This is a genomic window from Mariniradius sediminis, assembly GCF_021491425.1.
Classification (GTDB): Bacteria; Bacteroidota; Bacteroidia; order Cytophagales; family Cyclobacteriaceae; genus Mariniradius; species Mariniradius saccharolyticus.
This window is the reverse complement of the sequence record NZ_JAKEVZ010000001.1, coordinates 188665-214963: the sequence shown is the minus strand read 5'-3', so window position 1 is coordinate 214963 and position 26299 is coordinate 188665. Positions and strand designations below refer to the sequence as shown.

General features: G+C 44.3%; 32 protein-coding genes and 2 tRNA genes. 21 read left to right on the top strand and 13 right to left on the bottom strand.

Going from position 1 to position 26299, the window contains the following annotated elements; all coding sequences use genetic code 11:
* Positions 1 to 45: 45 nt before the first annotated feature.
* The 6 genes from L0U89_RS00960 to L0U89_RS00935 form a co-directional block, all read right to left on the bottom strand.
* Positions 46 to 531, bottom strand: a complete 486-nt coding sequence (locus L0U89_RS00960; protein WP_234859807.1) for a PIN domain-containing protein — start codon at positions 529 to 531, stop codon at positions 46 to 48.
* On the bottom strand, positions 515 to 742 hold the full coding sequence (locus tag L0U89_RS00955; protein ID WP_234859806.1) for a UPF0175 family protein: 228 nt from the start codon (positions 740 to 742) through the stop codon (positions 515 to 517). The genes L0U89_RS00960 and L0U89_RS00955 overlap by 17 nt, the downstream gene beginning before the upstream one ends.
* 276 nt (positions 743 to 1018) lie before the next feature.
* Positions 1019 to 1225 (bottom strand): hypothetical protein, encoded by a 207-nt coding sequence (locus tag L0U89_RS00950; protein WP_234859805.1) that lies wholly within the window; start codon positions 1223 to 1225, stop codon positions 1019 to 1021.
* A gap of 98 nt (positions 1226 to 1323) precedes the next feature.
* On the bottom strand, positions 1324 to 1755 hold the full coding sequence (locus L0U89_RS00945) for a type II toxin-antitoxin system VapC family toxin (RefSeq protein WP_234859804.1): 432 nt from the start codon (positions 1753 to 1755) through the stop codon (positions 1324 to 1326).
* Positions 1752 to 2000 (bottom strand): DUF6364 family protein, encoded by a 249-nt coding sequence (locus L0U89_RS00940; RefSeq protein ID WP_234859803.1) that lies wholly within the window; start codon positions 1998 to 2000, stop codon positions 1752 to 1754. Before L0U89_RS00940 ends, L0U89_RS00945 begins: the two co-directional genes overlap by 4 nt.
* A gap of 352 nt (positions 2001 to 2352) precedes the next feature.
* Positions 2353 to 2425: transfer RNA gene (locus tag L0U89_RS00935), tRNA-Phe, on the bottom strand.
* A gap of 106 nt (positions 2426 to 2531) precedes the next feature.
* On the opposite strand from L0U89_RS00935, the gene L0U89_RS00930 reads away from it, so the two are divergent.
* The 4 genes from L0U89_RS00930 (at position 2532) to L0U89_RS00915 (ending at position 7416) form a co-directional block, all read left to right on the top strand.
* The gene (locus tag L0U89_RS00930; RefSeq protein WP_234859802.1) at positions 2532 to 3866 is read left to right on the top strand and encodes a 4Fe-4S dicluster domain-containing protein; all 1335 of its coding nucleotides are present in this window, start codon (positions 2532 to 2534) and stop codon (positions 3864 to 3866) included.
* A gap of 126 nt (positions 3867 to 3992) precedes the next feature.
* Entirely contained in the window at positions 3993 to 4784 is a 792-nt protein-coding gene (locus L0U89_RS00925; RefSeq protein ID WP_234859801.1) for a (Fe-S)-binding protein, read from the top strand.
* A 171-nt stretch (positions 4785 to 4955) separates the two neighbouring features.
* Positions 4956 to 5447: a hypothetical protein gene (locus L0U89_RS00920; protein ID WP_234859800.1), complete on the top strand. Its 492-nt coding sequence runs from the start codon at positions 4956 to 4958 to the stop codon at positions 5445 to 5447.
* A 43-nt stretch (positions 5448 to 5490) separates the two neighbouring features.
* A complete protein-coding gene (locus L0U89_RS00915; protein ID WP_234859799.1) occupies positions 5491 to 7416 on the top strand; it encodes a CHU_0125 family OmpA-like outer membrane integrity protein in 1926 nt (641 codons plus the stop codon).
* Positions 7417 to 7526: 110 nt separating this feature from the next.
* Here the strand turns inward: L0U89_RS00915 and L0U89_RS00910 are convergent, their stop codons facing one another.
* Genes L0U89_RS00910 through L0U89_RS00900 form a run of 3 tightly spaced genes read right to left on the bottom strand, consistent with a single transcriptional unit; the run spans position 7527 to position 9361 of the window.
* On the bottom strand, positions 7527 to 7985 hold the full coding sequence (locus tag L0U89_RS00910) for a nuclear transport factor 2 family protein (protein WP_234859798.1): 459 nt from the start codon (positions 7983 to 7985) through the stop codon (positions 7527 to 7529).
* On the bottom strand, positions 7982 to 8671 hold the full coding sequence (locus L0U89_RS00905; protein WP_234859797.1) for a head GIN domain-containing protein: 690 nt from the start codon (positions 8669 to 8671) through the stop codon (positions 7982 to 7984). Before L0U89_RS00905 ends, L0U89_RS00910 begins: the two co-directional genes overlap by 4 nt.
* A 12-nt stretch (positions 8672 to 8683) precedes the next feature.
* Positions 8684 to 9361 (bottom strand): SDR family NAD(P)-dependent oxidoreductase, encoded by a 678-nt coding sequence (locus L0U89_RS00900; protein ID WP_234859796.1) that lies wholly within the window; start codon positions 9359 to 9361, stop codon positions 8684 to 8686.
* Between the two features lie 60 nt (positions 9362 to 9421).
* Between L0U89_RS00900 and L0U89_RS00895 the strand changes: the two genes are divergently transcribed.
* The 3 genes from L0U89_RS00895 to L0U89_RS00885 all read left to right on the top strand — a co-directional run bounded on the left by L0U89_RS00895 (position 9422) and on the right by L0U89_RS00885 (position 11110).
* A complete protein-coding gene (locus tag L0U89_RS00895) occupies positions 9422 to 10300 on the top strand; it encodes a mechanosensitive ion channel family protein (RefSeq protein WP_234859795.1) in 879 nt (292 codons plus the stop codon).
* A complete protein-coding gene (locus tag L0U89_RS00890; protein WP_234859794.1) occupies positions 10287 to 10625 on the top strand; it encodes an MGMT family protein in 339 nt (112 codons plus the stop codon). The genes L0U89_RS00895 and L0U89_RS00890 overlap by 14 nt, the downstream gene beginning before the upstream one ends.
* Positions 10626 to 10741: 116 nt before the next feature.
* Positions 10742 to 11110 (top strand): helix-turn-helix domain-containing protein, encoded by a 369-nt coding sequence (locus L0U89_RS00885; protein ID WP_008624622.1) that lies wholly within the window; start codon positions 10742 to 10744, stop codon positions 11108 to 11110.
* A 35-nt stretch (positions 11111 to 11145) separates the two neighbouring features.
* On the opposite strand, the gene L0U89_RS00880 is transcribed toward L0U89_RS00885, so the two are convergent.
* A complete protein-coding gene (locus L0U89_RS00880) occupies positions 11146 to 12588 on the bottom strand; it encodes a sodium:solute symporter (RefSeq protein ID WP_234859793.1) in 1443 nt (480 codons plus the stop codon).
* 53 nt (positions 12589 to 12641) lie between these two features.
* Between L0U89_RS00880 and L0U89_RS00875 the strand changes: the two genes are divergently transcribed.
* From L0U89_RS00875 to L0U89_RS00865, 3 genes are all read left to right on the top strand, one after another.
* Complete coding sequence (locus L0U89_RS00875; protein WP_040478978.1) at positions 12642 to 12935, top strand: ATP-dependent Clp protease adaptor ClpS; 294 nt, start codon at positions 12642 to 12644, stop codon at positions 12933 to 12935.
* Between the two features lie 12 nt (positions 12936 to 12947).
* On the top strand, positions 12948 to 13571 hold the full coding sequence (gene recR, locus L0U89_RS00870) for a recombination mediator RecR (RefSeq protein WP_008624625.1): 624 nt from the start codon (positions 12948 to 12950) through the stop codon (positions 13569 to 13571).
* Positions 13572 to 13764: 193 nt separating this feature from the next.
* Positions 13765 to 13839 (top strand) — tRNA-Val (locus L0U89_RS00865).
* A gap of 928 nt (positions 13840 to 14767) precedes the next feature.
* Here L0U89_RS00865 and L0U89_RS00860 read toward each other — a convergent pair.
* On the bottom strand, positions 14768 to 15709 hold the full coding sequence (locus tag L0U89_RS00860) for a DUF4097 family beta strand repeat-containing protein (RefSeq protein WP_234859792.1): 942 nt from the start codon (positions 15707 to 15709) through the stop codon (positions 14768 to 14770).
* A gap of 422 nt (positions 15710 to 16131) precedes the next feature.
* Between L0U89_RS00860 and L0U89_RS00855 the strand changes: the two genes are divergently transcribed.
* From L0U89_RS00855 to L0U89_RS00820, 8 genes are all read left to right on the top strand, one after another.
* Positions 16132 to 16857 (top strand): hypothetical protein, encoded by a 726-nt coding sequence (locus L0U89_RS00855; protein WP_234859791.1) that lies wholly within the window; start codon positions 16132 to 16134, stop codon positions 16855 to 16857.
* A gap of 121 nt (positions 16858 to 16978) precedes the next feature.
* Positions 16979 to 18256 carry a DNA cytosine methyltransferase gene (locus L0U89_RS00850; protein WP_234859790.1) on the top strand — a complete coding sequence of 426 codons (1278 nt, stop codon included), beginning with the start codon at positions 16979 to 16981 and terminating at the stop codon, positions 18254 to 18256.
* Positions 18247 to 18909 (top strand): hypothetical protein, encoded by a 663-nt coding sequence (locus L0U89_RS00845; protein ID WP_234859789.1) that lies wholly within the window; start codon positions 18247 to 18249, stop codon positions 18907 to 18909. Before L0U89_RS00850 ends, L0U89_RS00845 begins: the two co-directional genes overlap by 10 nt.
* Before the next feature lie 9 nt (positions 18910 to 18918).
* Positions 18919 to 19998, top strand: a complete 1080-nt coding sequence (locus L0U89_RS00840; RefSeq protein ID WP_234859788.1) for an HpaII family restriction endonuclease — start codon at positions 18919 to 18921, stop codon at positions 19996 to 19998.
* Positions 19999 to 20608: 610 nt separating this feature from the next.
* The gene (locus L0U89_RS00835; RefSeq protein WP_234859787.1) at positions 20609 to 20839 is read left to right on the top strand and encodes a hypothetical protein; all 231 of its coding nucleotides are present in this window, start codon (positions 20609 to 20611) and stop codon (positions 20837 to 20839) included.
* A gap of 16 nt (positions 20840 to 20855) precedes the next feature.
* Positions 20856 to 22805 carry a hypothetical protein gene (locus tag L0U89_RS00830; RefSeq protein WP_234859786.1) on the top strand — a complete coding sequence of 650 codons (1950 nt, stop codon included), beginning with the start codon at positions 20856 to 20858 and terminating at the stop codon, positions 22803 to 22805.
* Positions 22792 to 23655, top strand: a complete 864-nt coding sequence (locus tag L0U89_RS00825) for a hypothetical protein (protein WP_234859785.1) — start codon at positions 22792 to 22794, stop codon at positions 23653 to 23655. Before L0U89_RS00830 ends, L0U89_RS00825 begins: the two co-directional genes overlap by 14 nt.
* A 5-nt stretch (positions 23656 to 23660) precedes the next feature.
* A complete protein-coding gene (locus tag L0U89_RS00820; RefSeq protein ID WP_234859784.1) occupies positions 23661 to 24398 on the top strand; it encodes a DUF6339 family protein in 738 nt (245 codons plus the stop codon).
* 271 nt (positions 24399 to 24669) lie between these two features.
* Here L0U89_RS00820 and L0U89_RS00815 read toward each other — a convergent pair whose 3' ends face one another.
* Entirely contained in the window at positions 24670 to 24873 is a 204-nt protein-coding gene (locus L0U89_RS00815; protein ID WP_234859783.1) for a helix-turn-helix domain-containing protein, read from the bottom strand.
* A gap of 152 nt (positions 24874 to 25025) precedes the next feature.
* On the opposite strand from L0U89_RS00815, the gene L0U89_RS00810 reads away from it, so the two are divergent.
* The 3 genes from L0U89_RS00810 to L0U89_RS00800 are packed head-to-tail and all read left to right on the top strand — an operon-like array spanning position 25026 to position 25876.
* Positions 25026 to 25289, top strand: coding sequence for a hypothetical protein (locus L0U89_RS00810; protein ID WP_234859782.1), 264 nt, complete (start codon positions 25026 to 25028; stop codon positions 25287 to 25289).
* A 5-nt stretch (positions 25290 to 25294) separates the two neighbouring features.
* Entirely contained in the window at positions 25295 to 25441 is a 147-nt protein-coding gene (locus L0U89_RS00805; RefSeq protein WP_234859781.1) for a hypothetical protein, read from the top strand.
* A 27-nt stretch (positions 25442 to 25468) separates the two neighbouring features.
* Entirely contained in the window at positions 25469 to 25876 is a 408-nt protein-coding gene (locus L0U89_RS00800; protein WP_234859780.1) for a hypothetical protein, read from the top strand.
* A gap of 20 nt (positions 25877 to 25896) precedes the next feature.
* Here the strand turns inward: L0U89_RS00800 and L0U89_RS00795 are convergent, their stop codons facing one another.
* Positions 25897 to 26298, bottom strand: a complete 402-nt coding sequence (locus L0U89_RS00795) for a hypothetical protein (protein WP_234859779.1) — start codon at positions 26296 to 26298, stop codon at positions 25897 to 25899.
* Between the last annotated feature and the right edge of the window lies 1 nt (position 26299).

Here is a 26299-nt window from a genome sequence, read left to right as displayed (position 1 = left end):
TTTAGCGATAATCCCAATCCTGATTTACTCCTGTCAACATCCAACTTACTCAGAGCTGCGACTATTCAATTCACCCGCTTGGTCAAGGACTGATCGAAGTAGCTGTTCGCTAAACCTAAAGTTTGTATTTCTGATTTTCTCAATTATTGGTTGGATACTTTTTATAAGTCCTTCCTGTTTTGCCCTTAATATTAACCCAAAAGTTCCTGAATGCTTCAACCCCAAATCGAAAGCCACTCTTCTGCCTTTGAGATCATCAATCAGCAGAACAGAACCAAATGTTTCTAATGCAAGGATAATGGCACTGGCTTCCCCTTTGTCAACTTCCCGTTCAAGCAAATTTTGGAAATGCCTATCTGCTGGTTCCTTTACAATTATCCAATCAGGTAAGCTCATGCCAAATTCTTGCTTTATCTCTGGTGTAACTAAAACCCTTTTCCCAATTCTCCTTAAAAGGTCCAATTCCCCAATTTTGGCCAATAAGATTAGGCAACTCGTGTCGGAAATGACGATCTCAGAATTGAGCGGCATCTTTTTTCACATCTGTAGGCGGATAATTCACTAATGACACTCCATAATCAGATAAAATTTCTGAAAAAGCAATTTTCGAAAGACCAGCTAACTCTGCTGCCTGACCCAAGGAGAGTTTGCCTGATTCATACAATTTGGCAGCGAGAAATCTCTTGGTTTCCGTCTCGTTGAGGTTTAGATGGTCCGGCACTGTCAATGTCATATGTTTCATAATAGGTCAAATTTAATAAAAATACCTCGGTGATCTCTTTTTGAAAAACGAATAACTTCTATCCTCCAACAAATGTCGAACGTTATCCCACCTCACGATTCATTATTCGGCGTACAATATTTTTGATTCTGAATTTACTTGGATATCGAATTTTGAATGTCCAAAACCGAACGCACAACAAAGTATGTTCAACCCTTAGACTACGCTCCTCGAATCCATGATAAACCTTGGGGTCGAATTTCGAGGACAGACTAATCGGTCTTTCGATCTCAACCCCTATTCAAATTTTTTGAAGATCACCGTCTTCTCCTTCATTGATATTTTTCCGACTTGATACCCGAACTGGGCAAGTTCCTTTTTGCAATTCAAAAATGAATGGTCGATATCCATCCCGAGGATCTCGCGTATTTCATCAAAACTCAGTTTCATTTGGGATTTTCCCTCCTTTTGGACAAACTCCCATAGGGGATTGTATTTGCTCATTGATTACTGGGATCGTTTGTCAATTCTTATGTGATGTGGACACTTGCCTAACAAAGGCGCATACTCAGGAGTAATCTATCAAAAAAATTCTCGCCAGGCTACGTTTGGCTGGTATTATCTATCAATGTGAGCGCTTCCCTCGGAGTCATTGTTGGTATTGAGCTTGTCCTAAAATCCTTGGTGTCGCGCGTGACAATACAGTCGATAATTGGTAATGCTTTGGCACAATGATATTGGATCGCATCTTCAAAATCTTTAAAGTCGGATTTCAGAGCTTGTCTGATTACTTCTTTTGAAACGTCAATGGCCTCGGTCCAGTCTTGTAGTTCAGAAAGTATATTTATTGCGTCAGCATGCGAACTGGTCTGTCTGATGATGTAGTAAATGTTGTTGTAAGAAACTGTGGCGAGATAAATGGTGGCTTTTTTGTTGAGCGCATGATTGAACAGTTTTGCCGCATCGATGGAAAAGGGCTTTCTGTCTGCCAAAAAGTCAATCAGCACATTGGTATCTAAAAACAAATGCCTCATAATTTATATTTTTTTGAAAGGGCTTCAGTAAGTGACTTTTTGTAATCGAAATCTTCCGGCAATTCAATCGCGCCCATCAGTTTCAAAATCCTAGGAGAGATTTCCTCTTGCATTTTGTCTGGTGCAGTCAAGGTTACCAGGTAATTCTCAACAATTTGTGAGAGGCTCTTTCCATTGTTCTTTGCAAATTCCTTCGCTGTAGCGATCACGGAATCGTCTATTGTAAGCGTCAATTTAGTTGTCATAACACGTGTAGTTGAGTTTATAAAGATACGTATATATTGGAAAAATGTAAACTATCCCACCCATGATGCCGAATTGCCGCCCACGCCAATATTGAACTGAGGCCCACTTCACGATTCATTAATCGGCGTTCAATATTCTGAATTTACTTGAATATCGAATTTCAAACTCCCAACATCGAATATCGAACTGGCGCCCCCTCCTTAGACTCAATCTAAATTATCGGAAAAAATAGTATGCATGCCTACTATTTTATATTTTGCACTGTCAAAAAAATTGGATGAAAGGTCAAGGAAATACCGCCAAAGCGTTCACCAAAGGGCATAAAAAAAGTCCCGAGATCCTCGGGACTTGTGGTGATGAGTGGACTCGAACCACCGACTCACGGATTTTCAGTCCGATGCTCTACCAACTGAGCTACATCACCGTTTCCGTTAAAAGTGTTGCAAAGGTAGATATTTGAAACATTCATGCAAGGTATTTGATCAAAAAAAGTAAGTCGATACCCATCAAAAACGCTTAATTCTAACAATATGAGCATATTACCCCAGCTGGCATTTATTCTGGTCCTTGGGATTGCAGGCTACATTTTGTCCAAGCGCATCGCATTTCTCCGTAGGAATATCCTCCTCGGAAAGGGAGAAACCCGCAATGACCAAGCCGAGAAGCGATGGAAAACCATGTTGCTTGTGGCTTTTGGACAGCAGAAAATGTTCAAGCGCATGGTTCCCGCATTCCTTCACCTATTGATCTATGTGGGCTTCCTCATCATCAATCTGGAAGTCCTCGAGTTTGTCATCGACGGGATATTTGGCACCCACCGCATCTTCCATCCGGTGCTAGGCAAAGCCTACACCGTTGCCATGAATGCCTTTGAGTTTTTGGCAGTAGCAGTATTGGTTTCCTGCGTGGCCTTTTTGGTCCGGAGGAATGTCATGAAAGTCGAGCGCTTCGTGAAGCCCGAACTGAAGGGATGGCCGGCCATGGATGCCAACCTGATTTTGGTCATAGAGATCATCTTGATGGTTGCCATACTCAGCATGAACGCCACCGACCAAATCCTTGCCCAAAGAAACCATCCGCAGTATGTTTTGTTGGATGGGCTTTTCTTCAGCGGATTGATTCAGCCAATATTCCAAGGAATGGGCGACGGGGCTTTGGTGGCTATCGAACGTTTCGCCTGGTGGTTCCATATTGTGGGGATTCTCGCCTTCGCGGTCTATGTGACCTATTCCAAGCACTTGCATATTTTCCTCGCGTTCCCCAACACCTGGTATTCCAACCTGAAGCCCAAAGGTGAAATCGAAAACATGCCTGCCGTCACCAAGGAGGTCAACCTCATGTTGGGTTTGGCAACGGATGGCGGCAGCGAGGCACCTGCCGAAGTCGGGAGGTTTGGTGCCAAGGACATCAATGACCTCACCTGGGTCAATATCCTCAATGCCTACAGCTGCACCGAGTGTGGAAGATGTACTTCGGAATGTCCTGCCAACCTGACGGGCAAGAAACTTTCCCCCCGAAAAATCATGATGGATGTCCGCGACCGTGCCGAGGAAGTGGGCAAAAGTCTGGATACTGGAGGTAAAGGCTTGGAAGATGGCAAATCGCTTTTGGGCGATTATATCAGCAAGGAAGAGATCAACGCCTGCACTTCCTGCAATGCCTGCGTTGAAGCCTGCCCGGTCAATATCGACCCGCTTTCCATCATCCTCCAACTCCGCAGGTATGTGGCCATGGAGGAATCGGGCACCCCGGCACAGTGGAATGCCATGTTTCAAAATATCGAAACGTCTTTCTCGCCTTGGAAATTTTCCCCTTCGGATCGCTTCAACTGGGCAGAAAAGGTTAAGAATGAAGAAATTAAATAGACGCAAGACAAAAGAATCAAGATGCAAGAATACCACAGCCCATGCTAGCCTATCATATCTTGGTTCTTTGCTATTTCTCTCGCGTCCCGTCCCAAATCTCAAATCTCCCATCTCAAATCTCCAAACATGTCAACATACACAGTCCCTACCATGGCCGAAATGCTCTCCCAAGGAGAGAGCCCTGAAGTATTGTTTTGGGTTGGTTGTGCCGGTTCTTTTGACGAACGGTACAAGGCCGTCACGGTCGCTTTTACCAAGATATTGAACAAAGTCGGCGTCAAGTTTGCTGTCCTCGGACCTGAAGAGTCCTGCACGGGCGATCCTGCCAGAAGGGCCGGGAATGAGTTTTTGTTCCAAATGATGGCCATCAACAACATCCAGGTACTCAATGGGTATGAGGTCAAAAAGATCGTCACCGCCTGCCCCCATTGCTTCAATACGATCAAAAACGAATACCCGCAGTTAGGCGGCAACTATGAGGTCATCCACCATTCACAGTTTCTCCAGCAGCTGATCAACGAAGGCAAGATCGTGCTCAAAGGCGGCGGCGGGTTCAAAGGTAAAAGGATCACCTTCCACGATTCCTGCTACCTGGGCCGCGCCAACGACGTCTATGAGGCACCACGCGAGGTCATCAAAGCCCTCGATGTGGAGTTGGTAGAGATGAAGCGCTGCAAAACCAAAGGCCTCTGCTGCGGTGCAGGAGGTGCGCAGATGTTCAAGGAACCCGAGCATGGCAAAAAAGACATCAACATCGAGCGCACCGAGGAAGCATTGGCCACTGGTGCCTCAGCCATCGCCGTCGGCTGTCCTTTCTGTCTCACGATGATGACGGATGGTGTGAAAAACAAAGAAAAAGAATCCGAAGTCCAAGTCCTGGATTTGGCCGAATTGCTGGCCAAGGATATGGGAATTTGAATGTAAACCCAATGCTGGTGAAAATGTCTTCTGGCCATATGCTGGGAGACATTTTCCGTTTTTGGAACAGATTTTCACACATTCCTACATACACTTCCGCATATTTTCCGTTATCCATTCGGAACCTTTCGCCCAATTCGGATATTTGGAAGATAGACAAAAGCAATTAATATGTACATTCCATTTGATCAGATGCCTGCGCATGCCCGCGTGTGGGTTTATCAAGCAGACCGGAAGTTGAACGAAGATGAGTTGACGACGGTCAAGCGGACCTTGGAGCGTTTCTGCGGACAGTGGAATACGCATGGCGCAGGAATGCCGACCTCTTTTGACATACGGTTTGGTCAGATACTCATCTTGGCAGTAGACGAAAGCCAACTCGGCGCAAGTGGCTGCTCGATCGACTCCTCCGTGCGGACGCTCAGGGACTTGGAACAAACCCTGCATTTAAATCTGCTCGACCAAGGGAAGGTTTCATTTTTCAAATCCGACAACCAACTTGAGGTGTTGCCGTTTTCAGGTATAAAGTCTCGGGTAGCCGCGGGGGCAATCCAATCGGAATCCTTGGTACTCAATCCAGCCGTAGCAAGGAAATCAGATTTGGACTCCGTCTGGATTACCAAGGCGAAGGATTCCTGGCTTGGGAAATTCTTTCAGAATTAATTTGATTAATGTTCTATATTTAAAGTTCAGATTTCTGTAGACCATGAAGCGAATTTCGATATTGTTGCTTGCCTTTTCCGTTTGGCTCGCCGGCTGTACGAGTCTGATACAGAAGGGGCAGGGACAGTTCCAATCGGGCGAATATCAAGTTGCTATCGGTACATTTTCCAAGGTGTTGGAGAAAGACCCAGACAATAAGCAGGCTAATTTGTATGTGGCTGAGAGCTATCGCCTGAGCAACAGGATTGAAAAATCATTAGATTATTATAAAAAGGCTGCATCATTAGAAGAGACGTTTGATACCTACTATAAGTTGGGCCAAGCCCAAAAAAGTCAAGGTGAATACGCAGCTGCCAAGGAATCATTCACCAAAGCCAAAGGGTTGACATTGGATGATGGCTACATCAGACTGGCGGAAAGGGAAATAGCAGGGATGCAAAAAGTCACCGAAATCACCGATTATTATCCTTACATGCAGGTAGAAAACTACAAACTACTCAACACGCCACTTGCAGAATATTCTCCAGTCGTTCACAAAGGCTATTTGTATTTTACCAGCAATAGACAATCAAGCACGATATACAATGCAACTGGCACTCCGGTCATGAAGCTATTCCGAACCAAAGCCGATGGTATCAAGGTCGATGTACAAAGCATTCAGCCGCTGCCGGAGTTCCGCAATGAGGAAAACCTTAACCAGGGCTCCTTGGTGCTCAGTCCTGACGGGAATACGATGATTTATTCCAGGGCCAATTCAGGAAGCAAAAAAGATTTGCCGGATACACACTTATTTGCCTCCTACTTCAGAGGCGGAGGATTCACGATGCCGATTTGGATGCCTATCAACGAAGATGAGTTTTATGCCAATCAGACAGCTGCTTTCAGTCCCGATGGCAATGAACTTTACTTTGCCTCCATCAGGCCGGATGGTCAGGGCGGATTGGACTTGTACCGGGCTACTAAGTTGGCCAATGGAGATTTCGGCAATGCGGTGAACATGGGTGCACAAATCAATACACCTGGCAATGAGCATTTTCCCTACGTGGCACCCGATGGCAAATTGTTTTTCGCGTCTGATGGGCATCCCGGATTCGGAAAAATGGACCTTTTTGTCGCGGAGCGCACGGACAAAGGCTGGGAAGTGAAAAACCTGGGCCCCAACATCAATACCGTGGCAGATGATTTTGGAATTTTCTTCACCAAATACCCTATTGAAGGCTTCCTATCCTCCAATCGTGAGGGGGGCTTGGGCGATGACGATATCTACTTCTTTGAAGACAAATCCCCCAAGCCCAAGATCGTCAACGTATTTCTCAACGTGACTACCAAGGAAGGAAAGGAAGACGGGACAGAAGCGGTTTTGCCACAAACCAGGGTGGTGTTGTATGACTCCAGCAACAAGAACATTGGGGGTGATTTCTCCAACCAAAATGGCCGCCTTCGATTCACTTTGGCACCCAATGAGAACTTCTCGATCATCGCATCCAAGAGCGGATATTTTTCCAAGAGCATCACCTATTCTACTTTGGGCAAGACACCTCGGGTAGAAGACCTCGTTCAGGACGTCACCAACGTCATGCTGGATACCACGATTGTGCTGGACAAGTTGATCTTGGAAAAAGCAATCGTTCTTGACAATATCTATTACGACCTCGACAAAGCGGATATCCGTCCGGATGCGGCTATTGAGTTGGACAAATTGGTCAAAATCCTGAAGGACAACCCTAGTATCCGCATTGAGCTTTCTTCACATACAGATTCACGCTCGAGCGATGCATATAACGATAACCTTTCCCAAAGAAGGGCAGAATCAGCAGTCGCCTATATTGTGTCACAAGGTATAGATGCCAGCAGGCTCGTGGCCAAGGGCTATGGCGAACGCCAGTTGATCATACAAAATGCCCAGACTGAGGAAGAGCACCAGGTCAACAGAAGGACCGAATTCAAGGTGATCGAGATCAAAGAGTAATGATTATGTGAAATATTCACTTCGCTAGAATTCATTTCTGGCCAGCATTCAGCAATAAAAAAAAAGGAGGTTTCGGCCTCCTTTTTTATTATGTTTTTATTGACAAGACCCTAATCACAGCCTTGTTTACGTCGGGTATCGATGATGTAAGTGATCTTCCAGCCTTCAGCGGTCTTGATCAATTGGAAAGAATTGACGCCGCAATGGCTGAAGTTATCGTTGACGTAAAACCTGTACGGCGTCCAAGCTGCCGCCATGTCCCCGTCGATTTTGACCTGATATTCCAAAATCCGCTCATCCAATTGGGTGGTTGCGGGTGTATTTGAAATACGGTTGACGAAATCCTGGACAGAATTTGATCCCAGCTTTGCCCCCTCTTCTCCCGCGATAACTGTCTGCATGCTGGCTTCCGGATGGAATGCAGCTTGGAGTAGCTCCGTGTTTTTGGTCTTCATCCCCTCAAACAGCGAAGCAATGACTTTCTCGACTTCCTTCTCTTCCTGGGCGTAGGCAGGCGCTGCCAGCGAAACCAAAAAGAATGCTGGGAGGATTGTCTTCAGGTATCTCATTTCTTTTGTACGGTACCTCCCGTTCCGGTCTTGACATCTATGGTACCTGGATCTCCGCCATAGAAGATTTTCGCTGCAGTGGCCGCCGAACCGGTGATGGCATCGGTCACGTGCAGTCGGATCGTAGCCGCAGTATTGGCTTGAACGGTCGCATCACTTACCTCCAAGCGTGTACCGTCGATTTCCGCACTGGTAAATGATTTTGCCTCGACTTGGTCGACGCTGCCACGAACCATGATTTTTGAGCTGGTTGCGGCTTCGACGCTGAGTTCTGTTGCTTCGATCTCTGCATCAATAAACCCACTCGTAGCGGCAAATAGATACGCTGATTCGGCTACGATTTTGCTTTTCGCCACTACATGAGAAGAAGTGTGGGACTCGATTCCTTGGATATCCTTGTAAGTTACCACGACCCTCACGTTGAAGTTCTTGAAGTTGCCGCGGGCAAGTCTTACTTCCAAGGTCCCACCCACGATCGAGGTCTCGACGTTGCCGACATCAATGCCCGAGGCACTGACTTCGGCCTTGTTTTCTTCCCCTTTGACCAATTCGACCTTGATGGAGTTGGATACTTTTACCGCGTCAAAATTGCCAAGGTTCCGTGTGTCTTTCTGGGTTTGTGCCAAAGCGAATACGCCTGACATCAGGAAGAGAATGATTGCAAGTAGATTGGTTTTTGTCTTCATTTTTAGTTGGGGTTAAACGCCTCCGTATAGTTTAAAGGTTGTGTTTCTGATCGCAGGATTGTTGGTCGCAAAGTGCATGGTTTCCGCAATTTCCGCAGGGCTGACCCATCTGCTGAAATCCGCATCCGGCATGGCCTTTCTGTTGGGTTCGGTGTCGATGATACTCGGAACAAAGACATGTACACGGATTTTGCTCTCTTTGGTTTCTTCCGCTATCAAAGAGGCGAGCTCTATCACCAGGCCTTTGCTCAAGGAATAGGCCACTGAGGATTTCCCCGCAGCGGGTTCCAAAGCAGGCCTTGCCCCTACCAACAGAAATGTCCCTGCATCTGCCTTTTTCATCAAGGGTAGAAAAAACCGTACCATATTGTAAGCAGAGAAAAAATTGAGGCGGATCATTTTCTCAATGTCAGCTTGGGATGTTTCCTCGATCTTTCCCATTGCAAAACCGCCCACCAACAAGGCAACGGCGTCGAGTTCCCCATATTGGGAATTGTATTCGGCGGCAAAATCCCTCACCGAGCTTTCATCGCTTACATCTACCGCGTAGGTATCGTCGGCATCTTCCACGATATCCTCCGATTCCGGAAGTACCGTCGCTATCACTTTGTAACCTTCACGTTTGAATTTTTGCACCACGGCCTTCCCAAGATTACCTGCACCCCCTGTGATGATGATGTTCCTTTCCATATTTCACTTATTTTTACCCAAAATTAACATTCCTAGTCCAAAGTCATTTTCAAATTTCCGATGCAGATTTCGAGTTCACCTTTTCAACTGATTGAATCCAGGAAAAAACGCAACTTCGTTATCAAGCTGATTCTTTACCTGACACTGTTGGTTGCTGCCAGGTCAATCCCCGCCTATCAGGAGCTTTTGGACAAATTTACCGGAATCAGCAGCCTCCACGGCGCTATCCTGTTTCTGCTTGGCGGCAATATCCTGATTTCCTTGGCGAGGATTTCCGTCGTCAGGTTCTACATGCGCAAGGCAAAGGACGAACGGACCCACGGCAATTTCCTGCTAGGAATCGCCTGGATTTCCAATATACTGAATTCCGTCATCATTTTGATCTCCATCATGCTGGCCTTCGACATCCAGCCGTTGGAGTTCCTGACCGGGCTGACCATCGTCGCGGCGGCGATAGCGATCCTGACGAAGGACTACTTTACAAACGTCATCAATGGGTTGATACTGATGTTTACCGACCAGTTTTCCCTGGGAGACACGATCAAAATCGGCGATCAAACCGGCATCATCGATGATATCACTTTACTTAACGTTGTGATCAAGAAAGACGACGGACAGCGTCACATTGTACCCAACAACCTTATCCTCAACACCCAAGTGACCAATTTGGGCCAACTCGACCACAAAAACATAGAGTTTGTCATGGACATAACCCATGACAAAAAACTGGAAGTGGAGCGGCTGCAGGAATTACTTGAAAAAAGGTTTGAACAGGCGATCAAAGATGGGAAGATATTGACGATCAAACCCAAGCTGATGGAAATACAGAAGGACTTCAGCAAGATCAAAGTCACCCTGGAAGTACCCATGGACCAGGATCCATCCGTTGAAAGCCAGCTTCAGGAATTTTTATTGAAACTGAGTCATGGCGGGTACTAAGGAAAACTACTTCGATTTGGTGTACCAAGTTGTACGCCTGATTCCCCGGGGGCGCGTGACATCATACGGCGCCATCGCCAACTATCTTGGTATCAAGAGCGGGGCAAGGATGGTGGGCTACGCGATGAACGCAGCCCATGCCCATTTGGATGTCCCGGCACACAGGGTCGTCAACCGTGTGGGCGTTTTGACGGGCAAGCATCATTTTGCTACTCCCACCCAAATGCAGGAAAGCTTGGAAGCCGAGGGTGTGAAAGTGGAAAACGACAAGATTCTCGATTTTGAAAAGGTTTTTTGGGATCCCAATACTTTGACGTTAGACTGAAAAAAACCTCCTTTTTTGGCCCCTGGTCATAAAAACCTGATTTTTTCAACACTTTTTGGCCCGATTGTTTAAAAAGTGTATGCTTTTTGTAAGAATCCGTAAAAAACAGTCTGATTATGGATTACGCGCTCAAAAGCCATATTGCCGAAAACCTGCGCAAGCACCGGGTGCTAAGAGGTTATACCCAAGAGTACATCGCCGAATTTTTGGGCAAAAAGGACTATACGGCTTATTCCCGCTACGAGCAGGGCCGCTCCAACCTCAAGATGGAAGATGCGATCAAGTTGGCGGATCTGTATGAAGTGGATGTGCAGGAATTGATCTCCGTCAGTCCATCGGTCAACCACCACAACGGCGAAAACGGCAAAAAACCAAGCGGCATGGTTTCGGTGTTGGTGGATTTGGACGGCACAAGCGACAAGTTGGACAGCCATATCCAGCGCCTCAAGAAAATCAATGACCTGATTGCGAAGCAGGAGATTTGATCAGGGAGGAGGAAAATTCGACCGGAAAAAGTAGGCTATCGCTTTCTCGCGAGATAGAGTCCAAAGAACATCAAAAGGCCATTTAGAATAAGGACCTCAAAGCCAAATTTGTATCCCCAAAGCCATTCTTGGGAGTTTTTTGAAATGATGTAGGCGATCAGGGGTGCAGCAACCGCCAAGTAGGGAACCCATTTGTCCTTCACCTGCATTTTGGTAAACAAGCCAAAGGCATACAAACCCAATAACGGCCCATACGTATAGCCCGCAATCACAAATACCGCGTTGATGACGCTTTGGTCATTGATCCAGCGGAAAAATAGGATGGCAAAAAACATCAGCGCCGTAAATCCGATATGCACCCGCTTGCGCACGGCAACCTGTTTTTCCTTTGGATACCTTTTCTCTATCTCGAGAAAATCAAAACAAAACGAGGTCGTCAGGGCTGTCAAGGTGGAATCCGCACTGGAATAGGCGGCCGCAATGATGCCCAGGACAAATACGATTCCCACAAAAGCAGAAAAATACTGGGTGGCAAGCATCGGATACAGATCATCCGTCTTAGAGGGGATCGGAATACCTTTTACTTCGGCGTATTGGTACAAGAGTACGCCAAGCGATAGGAAAAGCAGGTTGACGATCACCAGTATGACGGTAAACCAAAACATATTTTTCTGTGCATCGCCGATATTGCGGCAAGTCAGGTTCTTTTGCATCATGTCTTGGTCGAGACCGGTCATGACAATCGTTATGAACGCACCCGATGCAAACTGCTTGAAGAAGTTGGTACTTGAGCGCCAATCCCAGTTGAAAACCTCTGACCTGGGGTCGGATACAACAGCCTCCAAAAACCCGCCAAAGCTGGAAATTCCGATTTCCTTTCCAATCAAATAGATACTGATGACTACCGCCAAGAGCATGAAAAGGGTCTGCAGGGTATCTGTCCACACCACCGTCTTGATGCCACCGCGATGCGTATACAGCCAAATCAAAGAAACCGTGATCAGGACCGAAACCCAGAAGGGGATTCCGAAGTTGTCAAATAGAATCAATTGAAGTACCCCTGCCACGAGGAATACCCGGATGGAGGAGCCCAAAGTCCGGGAAAGGATGAAGAAAAAAGCACCCGTCTTGTAGGACCAAAACCCGAACCTATCTTCCAAATAGGAATAGATCGAGACCAGGTTGAGGCGGTAATACAATGGCAGCAGCACCTTGGCAATCACAAAGTAGCCGAGTGTATAGCCGATGACTATTTGGAAATAGTGAAAACTTGTGTTGCCGACTTCCCCGGGTACGGAAATGAATGTGACGCCGGAAAGTGAGGCACCAATCATTCCGAAGGCCACCAAAAACCAAGGGGACTGACGATCACCGGTAAAGAAGGTATCCTTCGAGATATTGCGCGAAGTGAGGATCGAAATCAGAAAAAGCATGGCGAAATACACGCCAATGACAATCAAAACCGTTGTGGAGTCCATTTTGGGCGGGGAGTCGATTGCGCTAAATTGTCCATAATAATTAACTTTGCAAAATGAGCCAATCTGTTGAAACCTATCCAATGCTAGAGGAAGTCGAGTTGTTGCTCGAAGAGCTTATCGATACGGATGAGTGCGAGTTGGTGGTATTCAATGACGACATCAATACCTTTGAGCATGTCGCCAAGGTATTGGTCAGGGTCTGCCAACATACTCCCGAGCAGGCAGAACAGTGCACATTGATCATCCACTACAAAGGCAAGTGTACCGTGAAAAAAGGCAGCAAGACCAAATTGAAACCCATGTGCCAGGCTATTCTGGATGCGGGCATTCAGGCTGCGATTATCTAAAGACTATCCTCAGTGAATTTCCCCTCCAAGCTTATCGAAAATGCCGTGAATGAAATCAGCCGTCTGCCCGGTATAGGGAAGAAGACTGCACTGCGGCTTGTCCTGCACTTGCTGAAGCAGAAGGAAAACACGACTATTGAGTTGGCCGATTCACTGATCGCTTTGCGGACCAAGGTCAGGTATTGCCAGGTGTGCCACAATGTGGCCGAAGGGGAAATCTGCGATATCTGTAAAAGCCACCGACGTGACAAGTCGATCATTTGTGTCGTGGAAGACCTCCCGGATGTGATGGCAATCGAAAATACGGGACAATTTCAAGGCCTTTACCATATCCTTGGCGGGGTGATTTCCCCGATACAGGGCGTTGGTCCAGATGATCTCAAGATAGAGTCCCTGATCAAAAGGGTGTTTGAATCCCAATCAAGCGGAGAAGCGGTCCAGGAAGTGATATTGGCCTTGCCTGCCACCATGGAAGGCGATACGACTGCGTTTTTTATCACCCGTCGTCTCAAAGAAACCGGCATCAAGGTCAGCACGATTGCCCGTGGGATTCCTGTCGGAGGCGAATTGGAGTATACCGATGAGGTTACCTTGGGAAGGAGTATTTTGACTAGGGTAAATTATTCCCTGGATTGAAAAAAGCCTTTGTGCAAACAAAACAGGTTTCTATATTTGGACTCCCATTCGGAAACAGTCATTGGGATCTTAGCTCATCCACGATAGCTATCGGGAGGTTTAGAGCGCTGTGGGTTTCTTTCTTTATTGGGATCTTAGCTCATCCACGATAGCTATCGGGAGGTTTAGGGCGCTGCGGGTTTATTTCTTTATTGGGATCTTAGCTCAGTTGGTTTAGAGCGCTGCTTTGACAGAGCAGAGGTCATGGGTTCGAATCCCTTAGATCCCACTTTCTTACTGCTTTGACAGAGCAGAGATCATGGTCCACGATGGCTATCGGGACGAATCCCTTAGATCCCACATTTTTTCTCGCAAAGACAGCAAAGGCGGAAAGAACGCAAAGGGTCAGCGATCAGTTGGAAGTAGCAGTTGGCAAATAACGCTTGGCGGCATTCGCGTGCATCATTTTTCTCTCGCAAAGACAGCGAAGGAGCGAAGAACGCAAAGGGTCAGCGATCAGTTGGCAGTAGCAGTTGGCAAGCATTCAAGGTGACATTTATTCGTGCATCCGTGGCTATTTTTTCTACCATTGATATACTGGTGATTCGTCACCCTGAGGAACGAAGGGTCTCCTCAATTTAGGAGATGCTTCTCCCGTACGGCTGTCGGGATCCGCAGGCTACGGTTCAGCATGACGGGACGCAGGCTAATCTCCTCTCCGTAAATGCCAAATTTTAAAACCACGCAATGGCAGTTGGCAGGGAGATCTTGGCATTATTCGCGTCTTGGCGACTTGGCGTGCAATAGTTTTCTCGCAAAGACAGCAAAGGGGCAGAGAACGCAAAGGGTCAGCGATCAGTTGGCAGTAGCAGTTGGCAAGCATTCAAGGTGACATTTATTCGTGCATCCGTGGCTATTTTTTCTACCATTGATATACTGGTGATTCGTCACCCTGAGGAACGAAGGGTCTCCTCAATTTAGGAGATGCTTCTCCCGTACGGCTGTCGGGATCCGCAGGCTACGGTTCAGCATGACGGGACGCAGGCTAATCTCCTCTCCGTAAATGCCAAATTTTAAAACCACGCAATGGCAGTTGGCTGTAGAAGTTGGCAGGGATATCTTGGCGATATTCGCGTCTTGGCGACTTGACGTGCATCAGTCCATCAGCACCCTTTGCCCCTTATTTTTCTTTGCGAGCGGTGCAAACGCTAAAATTCTTATCTACTCTCTATCTTGATCGATCCGCCGGAAGTCTCCAAGGTTACGGGCACGCCGCCTCCCTTGACCGTGCCACGAATGGAACCGTCAGTACGGACTCCCTCAAAATTTGCAAGCTGAGAGGAGACGCTGCCCCCTTTGACTTCCAATTGCATGCCTTGGCCTGCTGGTAGGGAAACGGAGATACTACCCCCGCTTGCCTTCATCGAAACCTCATCGGAGAGCGCCAACAAGGATGCCTTGATACTCCCCCCACTTGAATTGGCCACCAACTTTCCAGACACCTCGGTTAGCGTGATGCTGCCACCCGAGGAGTTTACCTGCAGGCTGCCGGAAATTTGCTCCACCTTTACGGACCCACCGGAGCTGTCCAAGGTCAAATCTCCCTGAAAATTGCTGGCGGAGAAACTTCCCCCCGAGCTTTTGGCCGTCATGCTACCGCCGCAGTCGCTGATTTTGATACTGCCGCCGCTGCTTCGGAGGGTATGTTCGCCCGACACTCCGGACAAGGCGATGGAGCCTCCGCTGCTTTGGAAGCTGGTAGACATGTTTTTGGGAACCTTGACCTGCAGGTCAAACTGGAGGTTGTTTTTCCAGTTGCCCATGTTGGATTTCCTGGACTTGATGGAGACGTAGACGGTCGCGCCGTTTTGGACCGCATCGACTTCGTAATCGGCGAGCTTTTCCTGAATGGTTGCGTCCATATGGTCAACTGTCTTGCCGTTTTGGCGGACAAAGACCTCCACATAGACTTTATCCTGCTCCCAAGCAGAGACATTCATGCTGGAGCCAGCGGATTGGATATCGAGTTGCTGGACGCCCTTGCCGGCAAACTCCTTGGCCAAGTAAGGGTCTTGGAATTTGTCAAAGGCTTCGAATCCCCAGGTCATCAGGGGCATGGTCAAAAGGTAGGCTGCGAGTACAAACTTGATGGTTTTCATGGCAATGTCGAAAAAGCGTTGGTTACATCGTTCCTTATTCCAAAGCGGTGCCAAGAACGTTATGCCCCAAATTGGCTTGCTGAGGCTGTTTTCCCATCACCGCCTGTTCGAAGCCATCAATTTTTGACCGCAGGCGGACGTTGGGGAATTGCCTGCACAAACCGCCGCAATCCAAAAAACTCTGCCTGAATAATTTGGAATTAGTTATCAATTCACTATATTTATCGTCATCACCCTGTTGGTGCCGAGTCAAATGCCGCTAGGTACCCCTTATGGTACGCCTTAGTAATAGGTCACCCCTTCCGTATACACGGAATATGGTTAGGTGATACACGGAATATCCTTAGCTGATACACGGAATACCACTAACTGGGTATAGAGACATCATTAGGACAAGCATAGATTTAGAATAGAGCAAGGTTATGGCAAAGGTGATTGGAATACCGCTATTTGTGGGGACGGTGGGGAATCTTACTATCTACAAGACCAAAGACGGCATGTTGGCCCGACAAAAGGGCGGTCCTTCGCGGCAGCAGGTGAAGCATTCGAAAGCGTTTGAAAACTCCCGTCGGGCATCGGCGGAGTTTGGCGAGGCTTCGCGGTATGCTGGGAAGCTAAGGCGGGCGGTATGGCCCATCCTGTACCCGATACGCAGTCAGTCGCTGAATGGGCGGCTCACTGCCAAATTCCGTCAGGTACTGCTGGCGGACCCCATCCACGGCAAGGGCGAACGGAAAGTCCTGAGTGGGAACCTTGAACTGCTGCGGGATTTTGAGTTTGGGGACGATTACCATGTCACCGGACAGCTGCGCGGCCTTCCCAAGGTATCCGCTGGGGATGAGGTGCAACTTGACTTCGCTGGTCTGGGTACGGTCAAGCGCGTGGCGGGGGCACAGTATGTGCAGGTGGTCGGAGGCCTTGTCGCCTTGGAAGAAAAAGCCGATTCCTGGCCCGAGTGGCATTTTTCCGAGCCGCTGCCCTTGGACAAACCCCTCAGCGAGATGGGCCAACTTGCGATCCCCATTCCCACTGTCCCGGCCGAAACACCCCTGCTACTCGTCCTCGGTACGCGGTATTTCCAATCCTTGGTCCAAGGCAGCTATCCTTTGACCGAGGGGGTAGCGGTGAGGGTGGTGGAGAAAGTGTGACAACCTTTGTCTCGTCGGCAAGTCCAAAACTGTCTTTTCTTGAATTTATTTGGTTTTCAAAAAACAGCGAGTGGATACTTTTGATATCTTTAATAGATTGCGCTAAAATCAGGATTGGGCTATGGAAAACAACTTAGAATTGAAGGAACGAATTTCTATTGAAGAATTTTTTGGAAAGAAGTTCAAAATCAAATTGGTTGAAGAAGATGTGGAAAAGGCTGCATTTACCCATTACCTAAATGTGATTGATGACCCCGAAGCAAAGGTTTTCGAGAATAGTGCCATAAAATTCTACAAGACTTTATTGGAGGAAAAGGACTCGTCTGAGATAACCTGGAACGATGCACTTGAGGCTATTCAGTATTCACTTTTTGAGCATAAGGAAAAGATACCATTTCCTGAAAATCCAAATCCAAAATTCAAGTTTATTGACCTCTTTGCGGGAATCGGTGGATTCAGGCTCGCTTTTCAGCAGCTTGGTGGAAAATGTGTTTTCACCAGTGAATGGGACGAACAAGCTAAAAAGACTTACTTCGCAAATTTTGGGGAAATCCCGTTTGGTGATATTACAAAAGAAGAAACAAAGAGTTTTATACCAGATGGCTTTGATGTTCTTTGCGCTGGTTTTCCATGTCAGGCATTCTCCATTGCAGGACGACGGGGCGGTTTTGAGGATACACGGGGGACCCTATTTTTTGATGTTGCCGAAATTATCAGGAGAAAACGCCCAAAAGCGTTCTTTCTTGAAAATGTAAAAGGTCTAGTCAACCACGACGGTGGACGGACCCTAGCTACGATTTTAAATGTACTAAGGGAAGACTTGGGGTATTTTGTCCCAGAACCAAAAATCATGAACGCGAAAGATTTTGGAGTACCACAAAATCGGGAAAGGATTTTTATAGTTGGCTTTAGAGGTGATCTAGGAATAAATGCTTTCGAGTATCCTGAACCACTTGAAGAGGTTGTCGCATTTGAAGATGTCAAAGAGAAAAAACCAGTATCGGTCAAGTATTATCTCTCTACCCAATATTTGAAGACACTGGAGGAACATAAAAACAGACATCTATCGAAAGGCAATGGGTTTGGATATGAAGTGATCCGTGATGATGGTATTGCAAACGCCGTAGTTTGTGGGGGAATGGGACGTGAAAGAAACCTTGTCTATGATGATCGATTGGAGGATTTCACTCCAATCACCCATATCAAAGGAGAAGTGAACCGGCTCGGAATTAGAAAAATGACTCCAAGGGAATGGGCAAGATTGCAAGGCTTCCCCGACAATTATATCATTGATGTAGTTTCCGATGCTTCAGCATATAAGCAATTTGGGAATTCAGTTGCGGTACCCGCAATTAGGGCCACAGCAGAACAGCTATTAAAAGTTTTGGGATGTTTCTGAAAAAAATCATTGACGTCAAAATCTCACGAAAAACCATTTCTGTTAGCAGGGAGGCAAATATTTCAACAAGGGAGCTGGAGGATCAAATTAGTAAACTTCAATTTTCAGGAGAAAGAAATCCAAAGACACCACAGGTTGAAAATGCCCCTCTTCCCCCTTTCATTCAGTCATTTTATTACTTGTTTTTCAAAAGTCTAAGAATTCCAACCGAAAAGGAATTTTGTGATTACTACCTTGAATTGATTGGCGGATCGTTAAATGGAAAGGTGGTAATTGATGGAGAAACATATGATTTAGATCCAGTAATCTATCGAATGAAGCGAACTTATCCGTCGCTTTTAAGAGATTTGCACTTTCTTTATCTTTTGGAGGAATCTGGGCTTTTCGAAGAAGTGGAGTACTCTATGCATAAGGATTTTTATAACGGCCTAGATATAAAAGTAAGATATAGTCAAAAAGACTATTTTGTTTCATTATTTATTGATTCCGCACGTGGGACATACTACAAAGCAAGAAAGAGGACTAGGCATGATTATACAGAAGTGAATGAAATTGAGTTCAATGTCGAATTTTCGACATTAAAATCTTTCGGATCTATATATCTCTTGACTCCCGAACACATAAAAATTCTTATAGATCGAATTCCAAAATAGATTACAGCTATGCTCACTGGAAACAAAGGCGAATGGAGTGAAATTTATACGCTTTTTAAGATTGTAAGCGACCGTTCATTAGTAGCGGGTGACAGCGATTTGAAAAGGATTGAAAATCTTTTGTTCCCAATTATCAAAATTATCAGGGACCAAAGTAACGGCACTTTCGAATATGGCGTTCTCGATGACTTGGTTTTCGTTACTGGAAACGGCGAGGAATATCGAATCCCAATTGACGAATTCCAAAGTCAGGCTAAACGCCTTTTGACGGCAATCAAAAGGAATTCAAGTTCGTCGTTTCAAATCCAAGAGACAGAAACCTTCATGAAGTCATTCAATTGTGTTTCATTAAAGGCAAAATCATCTGCAAAAACTGACATCAAGGTAGTGATTCATGATTTGAGGACGGGTACTACTCCTGAACTTGGGTTCAGTATCAAGTCCCAATTGGGAAACGCCTCTACGCTTTTGAATGCTGGAAGAACCACAAATTTTGTATTCAAAATAGAAAACCTAAATCTTACTTATAGCGAAATCGCAGTAATCAATGCGATAGACTCCTCCAGCAAAATAAAGGATAGAATCGAAGAAATTGAGGCTAGGTCTGGCGCTTTGAAATTTGTGAAAACAGAAAGCCCGATTTTTGGCAATAACCTTACGCTAATCGATAGTGCTTTACCAATGATTTTAGCTGAAATCGTGTATCTTTTCTTTACATCCGGTTATTCCAAAATGAGAGACCTGGTTGATGAACTGACGAAAAGAAACCCAATAGGATATGATCAAAATCTGAATCACCCTTTTTATAAGTATAAAGTGAAGCGGTTCCTCACGGATATTGCGCTTGGTATGATGCCCTCAAAAGTTTGGACTGGAGAACTGGACGCAACAGGCGGGTATCTAGTAGTAAAGGAAGATGGGGAAGTTCTTTGTTACCACATTTACAACAGAAACGAGTTTGAAGATTATCTACTTAACAATACAAAGCTGGAAACTGCGAGTAGTACACGACATGAATTTGGAACTATTTACTCTGAAGGAAATGCCAATTTCTTTAAATTGAATTTGCAAATTAGATTTTTGAGATAAGACAAAGATTCCAGAACTACTGTTTGATAACCTGGTTAGACTCGTTATCTGCCCAAAATGTACCGAAATCATTCTATTGTCGTTGATTACTAAGAAATTCTCCATTGGGAACGAAAATCACTTAATCCCATTCCATAAACATATTGATTTTAATAGCTTAAATTCCAATAAAATGTTGTTTCAACTTGTAAAAAGTGAAAGTTCTGACGTCCATTTTACAACAGCAGACTTCTTTTAGTATTCGGTCAGCCTCTTCAAGAAAAAAATCGCCTTGACGGTCCGCATTTATTTCATTCTCGCCTTCTTCATAGTGACTATTTAAAGTTGAAGTTTTCAAAACAACTTTGAAATAGCCAATCTTTGGCAGAGCTTATATCATCCTTCTAAATTCTCTCTTCTTAATCAAAAAGAACTTCCCCCTCAAAAGGGAAATAAATAGCTTCCCATTAATCACAAATTGACATTATAATTCCCAAAAATGGTTTTTTTGTTTATTATTAGGTTAAATGGATATATTATATAGATATTTTTAAATACATTATTTTTTTGTATTACATATTTTGCTTTTATGTAATATAATTATTTAATTTACAAAAAATATAAAAATTGTATGAAATCCGATAAGCGAAAAAGATTCGAAAAAGTGGCGGAAAACAGAGTCGAAAAGATTCTGGATGGTTTACGTCTGCTTGGGAATTGCTCCAATAGGAACAATTATGAATTTACAAAGGACGATGTGGATTACATGTTTGATGAAATCCGTAGAGCTTTGAAAGACACTCAATCCAAATTTGAGAGTGAATTCGTTAGAAACGAGCAGAGAAAATTCAAATTCAAATAAGTGAACGAAGTTTTATATGGCTGAAAAAATTAAATGGTTTTTTGAAACTACAAAAAATACTTTTAGTGGGGCTAATGACCCCATTCACGAAACATTTCGCGCAAACCCATATTATTCCCTGGTGCGTGAATCAATTCAAAATAGCTTGGATGTTTGTTTAGACCATTCTAAGCCTGTTGAGGTAAGATTTGAAATTATTTCAATAAATCAGGCCGAACATCCCGAGTTATTCTCTCTGCGAGAGCATATTGAAAGTTGCTTGGAATTCCACAAGGATAACAAGCAAGCTAGGGATCTTTATACAGGTATGCTGAAATACCTTAATGAAAATAATTCCATTAAAATCCTAAAGGTGGGCGATTATAACACTAAGGGAATGCATTATGATCCTTATAATTATCAATGTCCATTTACCTCCTTTATGGGAGAGGGCATAAGTTCCAAATCATCAGGTTCAGGCGGATCATTCGGTTTCGGGAAAGGAGCCTATTATGTACCGAGTGAATTAAGAACCATTTTGGTCTCTACTATGATCGAAGGAGATCAAGTTTTTTTTCAAGGAAGGACAAGATTGGCTTCTCACAAAATCGGAGATGAGATCAAAGGAAAAGACGGTGTCTTCAAGATTGAAGAGAGTGGACCAATCACCGATGTTAATGATATCGGTGTGATGTTCAGAAGAAAGGAGCGTGGCACGGATGTCTTTATTCTGGGAATGAGAAATGACCCGAATAGCGGTAGAGAAATGGTGAAATCAGTTCTCAATAATTTTTGGCTTGCAATTCATGAGAACCGACTTGATGTTGTAATCAAGACAGACGATGTGAATGTTCATTTTGATGAAACAAATCTAGAGGAAATCATGAATGAATATTTTCCAGAAGAAAACGAGTATGGCTCTATTAGTGAACTAGATCAATGGAATCCGAAAGCTTATTACAAGGCAGTGAAGTATGCAGGGTTATCAGATGATTTTATTCTATTTGACAAGGATGAATTACCTGTTATCGGCCCTGTCCGTTTTTATGTTTACAGAAATGAAGGATTGCAGAACAGGACATCATATATGCGAAAACCGGCAATGACTGTTTATAAAACCACCCGAAATATCCTTTCCGGATATGCTGCAGTATTTATTTGTGATAATGAGGAGGGTAATGAAATTTTGAGACAGATGGAGAATGCTGCACACAATGAATGGAAACCTGAGAATGTTCGATTTGTTGCATCCGAAGAAATGCACAAATACAAAGAGGCCTACAATCAAATTAATAAATACGTGACGGAAAAACTGAAGTCAATTTCGGGGGTGGGTAATTCGAGCAAAATGGAAGTTATTGGTTTGGCGGATTTTTTATCTATTCCCGAAGAGTTGTTAGACGAGGAAGAAGCTGTTCCTGGAATGGCTGAAAGTACCAGGGATGGAATATCGTCTGAAAACAAATCTTTGGAAGAAACTGCCCTAATTACTTCAATAAATACCAAAATAAAAGTCAAGGCCTATTCTTCAACCACTAGTTCTGTCGCTGATAGTGCAGAAAAGGGTTCAGGTGAGGAAATTGTATTCGTCGGAGGGGGTGAATCAAACGAGGAATCTAATCCAAATCCCCAACCATCCGAAAAAAGAGGTAATCAATTGGAAAATGGAGCTTTTTCTGAAATAGGAAAAGGAAAAACTCCAATTTCTGTACGTTTCAGACCGGCTGCTACAAAAGATGAAAAAGGCATAGTGCATAACTTGATCATTCAAGCTGACCAAGCTCATTCAGGAGTTGTCCTAGATCTCAAATCAGGATCGGATAATGGTGATGATTTACCTCTAGCTATCATAGAAGCAGATCAAGGAAAATATTATGGAAGTAGTATTTCAGGATTAAGCCTTGCAAAAGGGAAAAACATTATTAAGGTTCGATTTGATGATGGAATAAAACATACTTTAAAATTATCCGCATATGAAGCTAAATAATTTATTATTGCCACATCCAGTATTAGGCCAGGCGGATGACATAAACAGTTCATTTGGATTCAAAGAGTCTCCCACAATTGATATAAAACAGTCCACCTATCAAATTGAATTTGAAATTGAACATGATAACGGTACGATAGCTGACCTGGTAAGAGTCAATAAGGCAATATATTGTTGTGAAGTAAATTGTGCGGGAACTCTTTTCAGGGAAATTTTTACATCAAAAGACCCTAGATTTGGTTTCGAAATTCCCCGAACATCACTTCGAAAAAGAGTTGATTTTCAAGTCTTTTGTTTGGCATTGGAAGACATTCCAAATTATTATAATCCAACCGCTCATCCAGATTTTTCAGGTTTCATTTTTGAGCTTGAAAAAGCAGATTTATTAGGTGTTTTTGGAGCATTCCGATTTAATGCTGACGTCCAGTATCATAAACTAAAAGCCGCTTCTTCCTTTTTGCAGATTATTCCAAATGAGGGAGATGAAGAATTCACAAAATTTGTTCTGGATGACAGCAAAATCCAGGTCAAATTGCCAAAAGCCCTTTATGAAAAATACAAACAAGATTACATCGGAAAAAAAAGGGAGTTTGCTGATATCATCCACGCCTCTCTTGTTCAAAATGCACTTACAATAGCCTTGTTCAATTTTAAAGAACATCTTGAAAGAGAAAATGTATGGGCTGTCTCAATTCAACATCGACTTTTAAGTGAACCCGAATTAAACAACTGTTCTGACCATGTTGACCCTAATAATATTCCAGACCTAGTTCAGAAACTCTTGGGAAATCCGAATAAGCGAATGATTGAACAGTTGGAGAAATTGTCGATTGTAAATCAAACTGATTGAAAATTATGGAGCTACAAAGAATCTTAAGAAAAAGATATATGGATACCCTGATATCAGGAATAAAATCCGGGGAATGGGTTCACTTATTCAGAAACAGCGAATTTCAAATAGATGATAAAAACACACTTATTATGCCTCATTTGAAAAAGCCGCTGGGCTTATTGGGTAGAATGAGTGCGGAGAATGATTTTGAGGCTGCATTTGCCCTATTTGAAGCATACGATAAATTAACCCCTATTGAAGCAGCAGACCCTAGATTTTGGAATTATCTCGCAATAATTGATTTATATCCCTATTTGAGAGAAAGATGGCCCAACGTTTATAAACGGAAAGAGGGGACGAATGAAGAAGGATATATAATGGAACATTTCCTTTTGGAAAAAAGCAGTCAGTTATTAAGAAATTGGTTATCAGGCATGTGGTGGTCCGTTTACTTGTCAGTAGATGAAAAAAATTCTGAGGACAAATATTGGTTAACTAAGGTTTTGTTTTGGAATCAGACTCTAAGAACCAGAACAATGGGTACGTATCAATTGGCCAGGAAAAAAGAGATAATAATGGGATTTTTGGAATATTGTTTGGAAAGAGGGAAAAGCAATTTCGGAAACTTTGAAAAAGAACACCAAGATATTACTGAATTTCTTAATAGGTTAGGAGGAGCAAAACCCCTTTCGATATTTAGCAGGGATGAAGTAAAATCAATTTTATTCAAAAAATTCCCCATCACTAATGAGGAAATCTAAAAACTTAACCTGTTAGGTTCGATCCAAGTCTGGCGAATTTTGAGAGTCACTATTTCATTGCTGTTTGGATAGACTGTTCAATTCTATTTTAGGCTAATGTCAAGAATCATCAAACCTGATGTCAAACGAGTCAAACCCACTCGTGGTCCATCGAAAGCGAACCCTGTGAAACTTCTTGGCCGCATTGTCCCCCTTGGCACCGTAGAGAGCATTGTGCGGTTAATTTTCTCTCAGTAAGTCCCATTTAGAATAGAGAATTGTGCAAAGTTCATTATTCAAAAAATTTCTTGATATCCATTTGCAGAGCCTCCGCCAACTTCTCCATCACCTCGAGTGAGACATTTCTTTTTCCCTGCTCGATGGCGGAAATATAGGGGCGGTTGAGGCCGGATTTTTCAGCAAGTTCCTCCTGTGACATTCCTTTTTCCTTTCTGAGGGTTTTTACCCTTTGCCCAAATTTTTCCTTGATATCCATGAAATAATTTTGTTTACTATTGTAAACATTTTTAAAACTTTTCGTATCTTTAGTTATCTGATTTGGAGACAATTTAGAGAAAATCCAGGTGGCAAATCAACCTTATGTTTTGAACCATCCGAACAGAAATCGTACGACGAAAGTAAAGTGCTATGAAAGAGAATATTTCCACCGTTGCTGATGTCAGCGCCTTCTTCAAACATTTGGTTGAAGTCGAAAGCTTGAATTTCCATCCAGACGAGCGGTTTGAAAACTATATCCATATCGATACGGGACTTCCATCCTACTCAAAGGAAGAAGCGGAACTCAGAAACCGAATGATGGAAAGGTGCTTCGAGGTCTGTGAGCAGGCTGGTACCGAGATATACTCCATCGGGTATGAAATCTTGATTTCGAAACTTAACCCTCAAACTTAAATACCATGAAAGAAACAAGCATTGATAATGTCATCAAAGCGCTGGAAGAAGAAAAGCGCAGGGGAGCTACCACAGTGCGGTATCGTGGAACCCTTGTCGTGGTCACTAAAAATTCTTGGTCCATTATTCTGACAACAGAACCACAATGGTGACAGGCAATAACTCAAACCAACTCGACCATGAAAACAACCAAAGAAGGGCAAATTGTTAGATTTCATACGCCCTATCCAGATGAAAACCCCGAACAGCTTTATCTACTGGAAGAAGTGATGGATTACGAAGATGGGAGGCCAGCAAAAGCATTGATTCTTGCCTTGAATACAGGTCTGAGTTTCCCACCAATCAATTCAGTGTTGCTAGACGACTTGGAACTTGCCGAAGTGGATACCTCGGACTTGATCGGATATCGTGCAGCCATCCGAGATGATTCCGGAAAGAAAATCGACGGAAGAATAATCCATGTAGCTAAGCAGAAACTCTTTGTAGAACTCAGCAAGGAAAAAGCAAGCGTGAACACCAATATCGATGTGACCCTTAAGGATCACAATGGCGAGATCCATCAGGGCCGACTGGAAGTTCACTTTTAAGGTTTGCATGAAGGGTTATGCTAAACTTCCTCTCCTATATCTTCCTTTCTTCGGGCACTGATCTTTGTTCCTGCCGAAATTTGCCTTCCGGTATTTTTTCGTCCCCTCCAAAACCCCATTGACCAAGGTGACCAAAAATCGTCCCGGTTCCTTGAGCATGGGGAAATGACCACTGTGTTCAAAGCTGAAATTTGCTTTTTGGGGGCATTCAAGGCTTCTAGGTATTCCTTTGCCGGGCCATAATGCAAGTCATAAACGCCCATCATGAAGTAGATCGGGATATCGAATTGGTAGGGGAAATCGGGGGCATTGCTTTGGGACATGTTGTATGACCGTTGCTTGGTGGCATAGAAACCGTTTTCCTCACAGATTTTGGGTAAGGGATAGGGTTTGGGGATGGCAGGCATTGGCTTTTTAGGCATC

Bases quoted from the DNA above. Each gene is read 5' to 3' on its own strand.
- L0U89_RS00960 (WP_234859807.1), bottom strand. From the start codon at position 531: ATGCCGCTCAATTCTGAGATCGTCATTTCCGACACGAGTTGCCTAATC.
- L0U89_RS00955 (WP_234859806.1), bottom strand. From the start codon at position 742: ATGAAACATATGACATTGACAGTGCCGGACCATCTAAACCTCAACGAG.
- L0U89_RS00950 (WP_234859805.1), bottom strand. From the start codon at position 1,225: ATGAGCAAATACAATCCCCTATGGGAGTTTGTCCAAAAGGAGGGAAAA.
- L0U89_RS00945 (WP_234859804.1), bottom strand. From the start codon at position 1,755: ATGAGGCATTTGTTTTTAGATACCAATGTGCTGATTGACTTTTTGGCA.
- L0U89_RS00940 (WP_234859803.1), bottom strand. From the start codon at position 2,000: ATGACAACTAAATTGACGCTTACAATAGACGATTCCGTGATCGCTACA.
- L0U89_RS00930 (WP_234859802.1), top strand. From the start codon at position 2,532: ATGAGCATATTACCCCAGCTGGCATTTATTCTGGTCCTTGGGATTGCA.
- L0U89_RS00925 (WP_234859801.1), top strand. From the start codon at position 3,993: ATGTCAACATACACAGTCCCTACCATGGCCGAAATGCTCTCCCAAGGA.
- L0U89_RS00920 (WP_234859800.1), top strand. From the start codon at position 4,956: ATGTACATTCCATTTGATCAGATGCCTGCGCATGCCCGCGTGTGGGTT.
- L0U89_RS00915 (WP_234859799.1), top strand. From the start codon at position 5,491: ATGAAGCGAATTTCGATATTGTTGCTTGCCTTTTCCGTTTGGCTCGCC.
- L0U89_RS00910 (WP_234859798.1), bottom strand. From the start codon at position 7,985: ATGAGATACCTGAAGACAATCCTCCCAGCATTCTTTTTGGTTTCGCTG.
- L0U89_RS00905 (WP_234859797.1), bottom strand. From the start codon at position 8,671: ATGAAGACAAAAACCAATCTACTTGCAATCATTCTCTTCCTGATGTCA.
- L0U89_RS00900 (WP_234859796.1), bottom strand. From the start codon at position 9,361: ATGGAAAGGAACATCATCATCACAGGGGGTGCAGGTAATCTTGGGAAG.
- L0U89_RS00895 (WP_234859795.1), top strand. From the start codon at position 9,422: ATGCAGATTTCGAGTTCACCTTTTCAACTGATTGAATCCAGGAAAAAA.
- L0U89_RS00890 (WP_234859794.1), top strand. From the start codon at position 10,287: ATGGCGGGTACTAAGGAAAACTACTTCGATTTGGTGTACCAAGTTGTA.
- L0U89_RS00885 (WP_008624622.1), top strand. From the start codon at position 10,742: ATGGATTACGCGCTCAAAAGCCATATTGCCGAAAACCTGCGCAAGCAC.
- L0U89_RS00880 (WP_234859793.1), bottom strand. From the start codon at position 12,588: ATGGACTCCACAACGGTTTTGATTGTCATTGGCGTGTATTTCGCCATG.
- L0U89_RS00875 (WP_040478978.1), top strand. From the start codon at position 12,642: ATGAGCCAATCTGTTGAAACCTATCCAATGCTAGAGGAAGTCGAGTTG.
- L0U89_RS00860 (WP_234859792.1), bottom strand. From the start codon at position 15,709: ATGAAAACCATCAAGTTTGTACTCGCAGCCTACCTTTTGACCATGCCC.
- L0U89_RS00855 (WP_234859791.1), top strand. From the start codon at position 16,132: ATGGCAAAGGTGATTGGAATACCGCTATTTGTGGGGACGGTGGGGAAT.
- L0U89_RS00850 (WP_234859790.1), top strand. From the start codon at position 16,979: ATGGAAAACAACTTAGAATTGAAGGAACGAATTTCTATTGAAGAATTT.
- L0U89_RS00845 (WP_234859789.1), top strand. From the start codon at position 18,247: ATGTTTCTGAAAAAAATCATTGACGTCAAAATCTCACGAAAAACCATT.
- L0U89_RS00840 (WP_234859788.1), top strand. From the start codon at position 18,919: ATGCTCACTGGAAACAAAGGCGAATGGAGTGAAATTTATACGCTTTTT.
- L0U89_RS00835 (WP_234859787.1), top strand. From the start codon at position 20,609: ATGAAATCCGATAAGCGAAAAAGATTCGAAAAAGTGGCGGAAAACAGA.
- L0U89_RS00830 (WP_234859786.1), top strand. From the start codon at position 20,856: ATGGCTGAAAAAATTAAATGGTTTTTTGAAACTACAAAAAATACTTTT.
- L0U89_RS00825 (WP_234859785.1), top strand. From the start codon at position 22,792: ATGAAGCTAAATAATTTATTATTGCCACATCCAGTATTAGGCCAGGCG.
- L0U89_RS00820 (WP_234859784.1), top strand. From the start codon at position 23,661: ATGGAGCTACAAAGAATCTTAAGAAAAAGATATATGGATACCCTGATA.
- L0U89_RS00815 (WP_234859783.1), bottom strand. From the start codon at position 24,873: ATGGATATCAAGGAAAAATTTGGGCAAAGGGTAAAAACCCTCAGAAAG.
- L0U89_RS00810 (WP_234859782.1), top strand. From the start codon at position 25,026: ATGAAAGAGAATATTTCCACCGTTGCTGATGTCAGCGCCTTCTTCAAA.
- L0U89_RS00805 (WP_234859781.1), top strand. From the start codon at position 25,295: ATGAAAGAAACAAGCATTGATAATGTCATCAAAGCGCTGGAAGAAGAA.
- L0U89_RS00800 (WP_234859780.1), top strand. From the start codon at position 25,469: ATGAAAACAACCAAAGAAGGGCAAATTGTTAGATTTCATACGCCCTAT.
- L0U89_RS00795 (WP_234859779.1), bottom strand. From the start codon at position 26,298: ATGCCTAAAAAGCCAATGCCTGCCATCCCCAAACCCTATCCCTTACCC.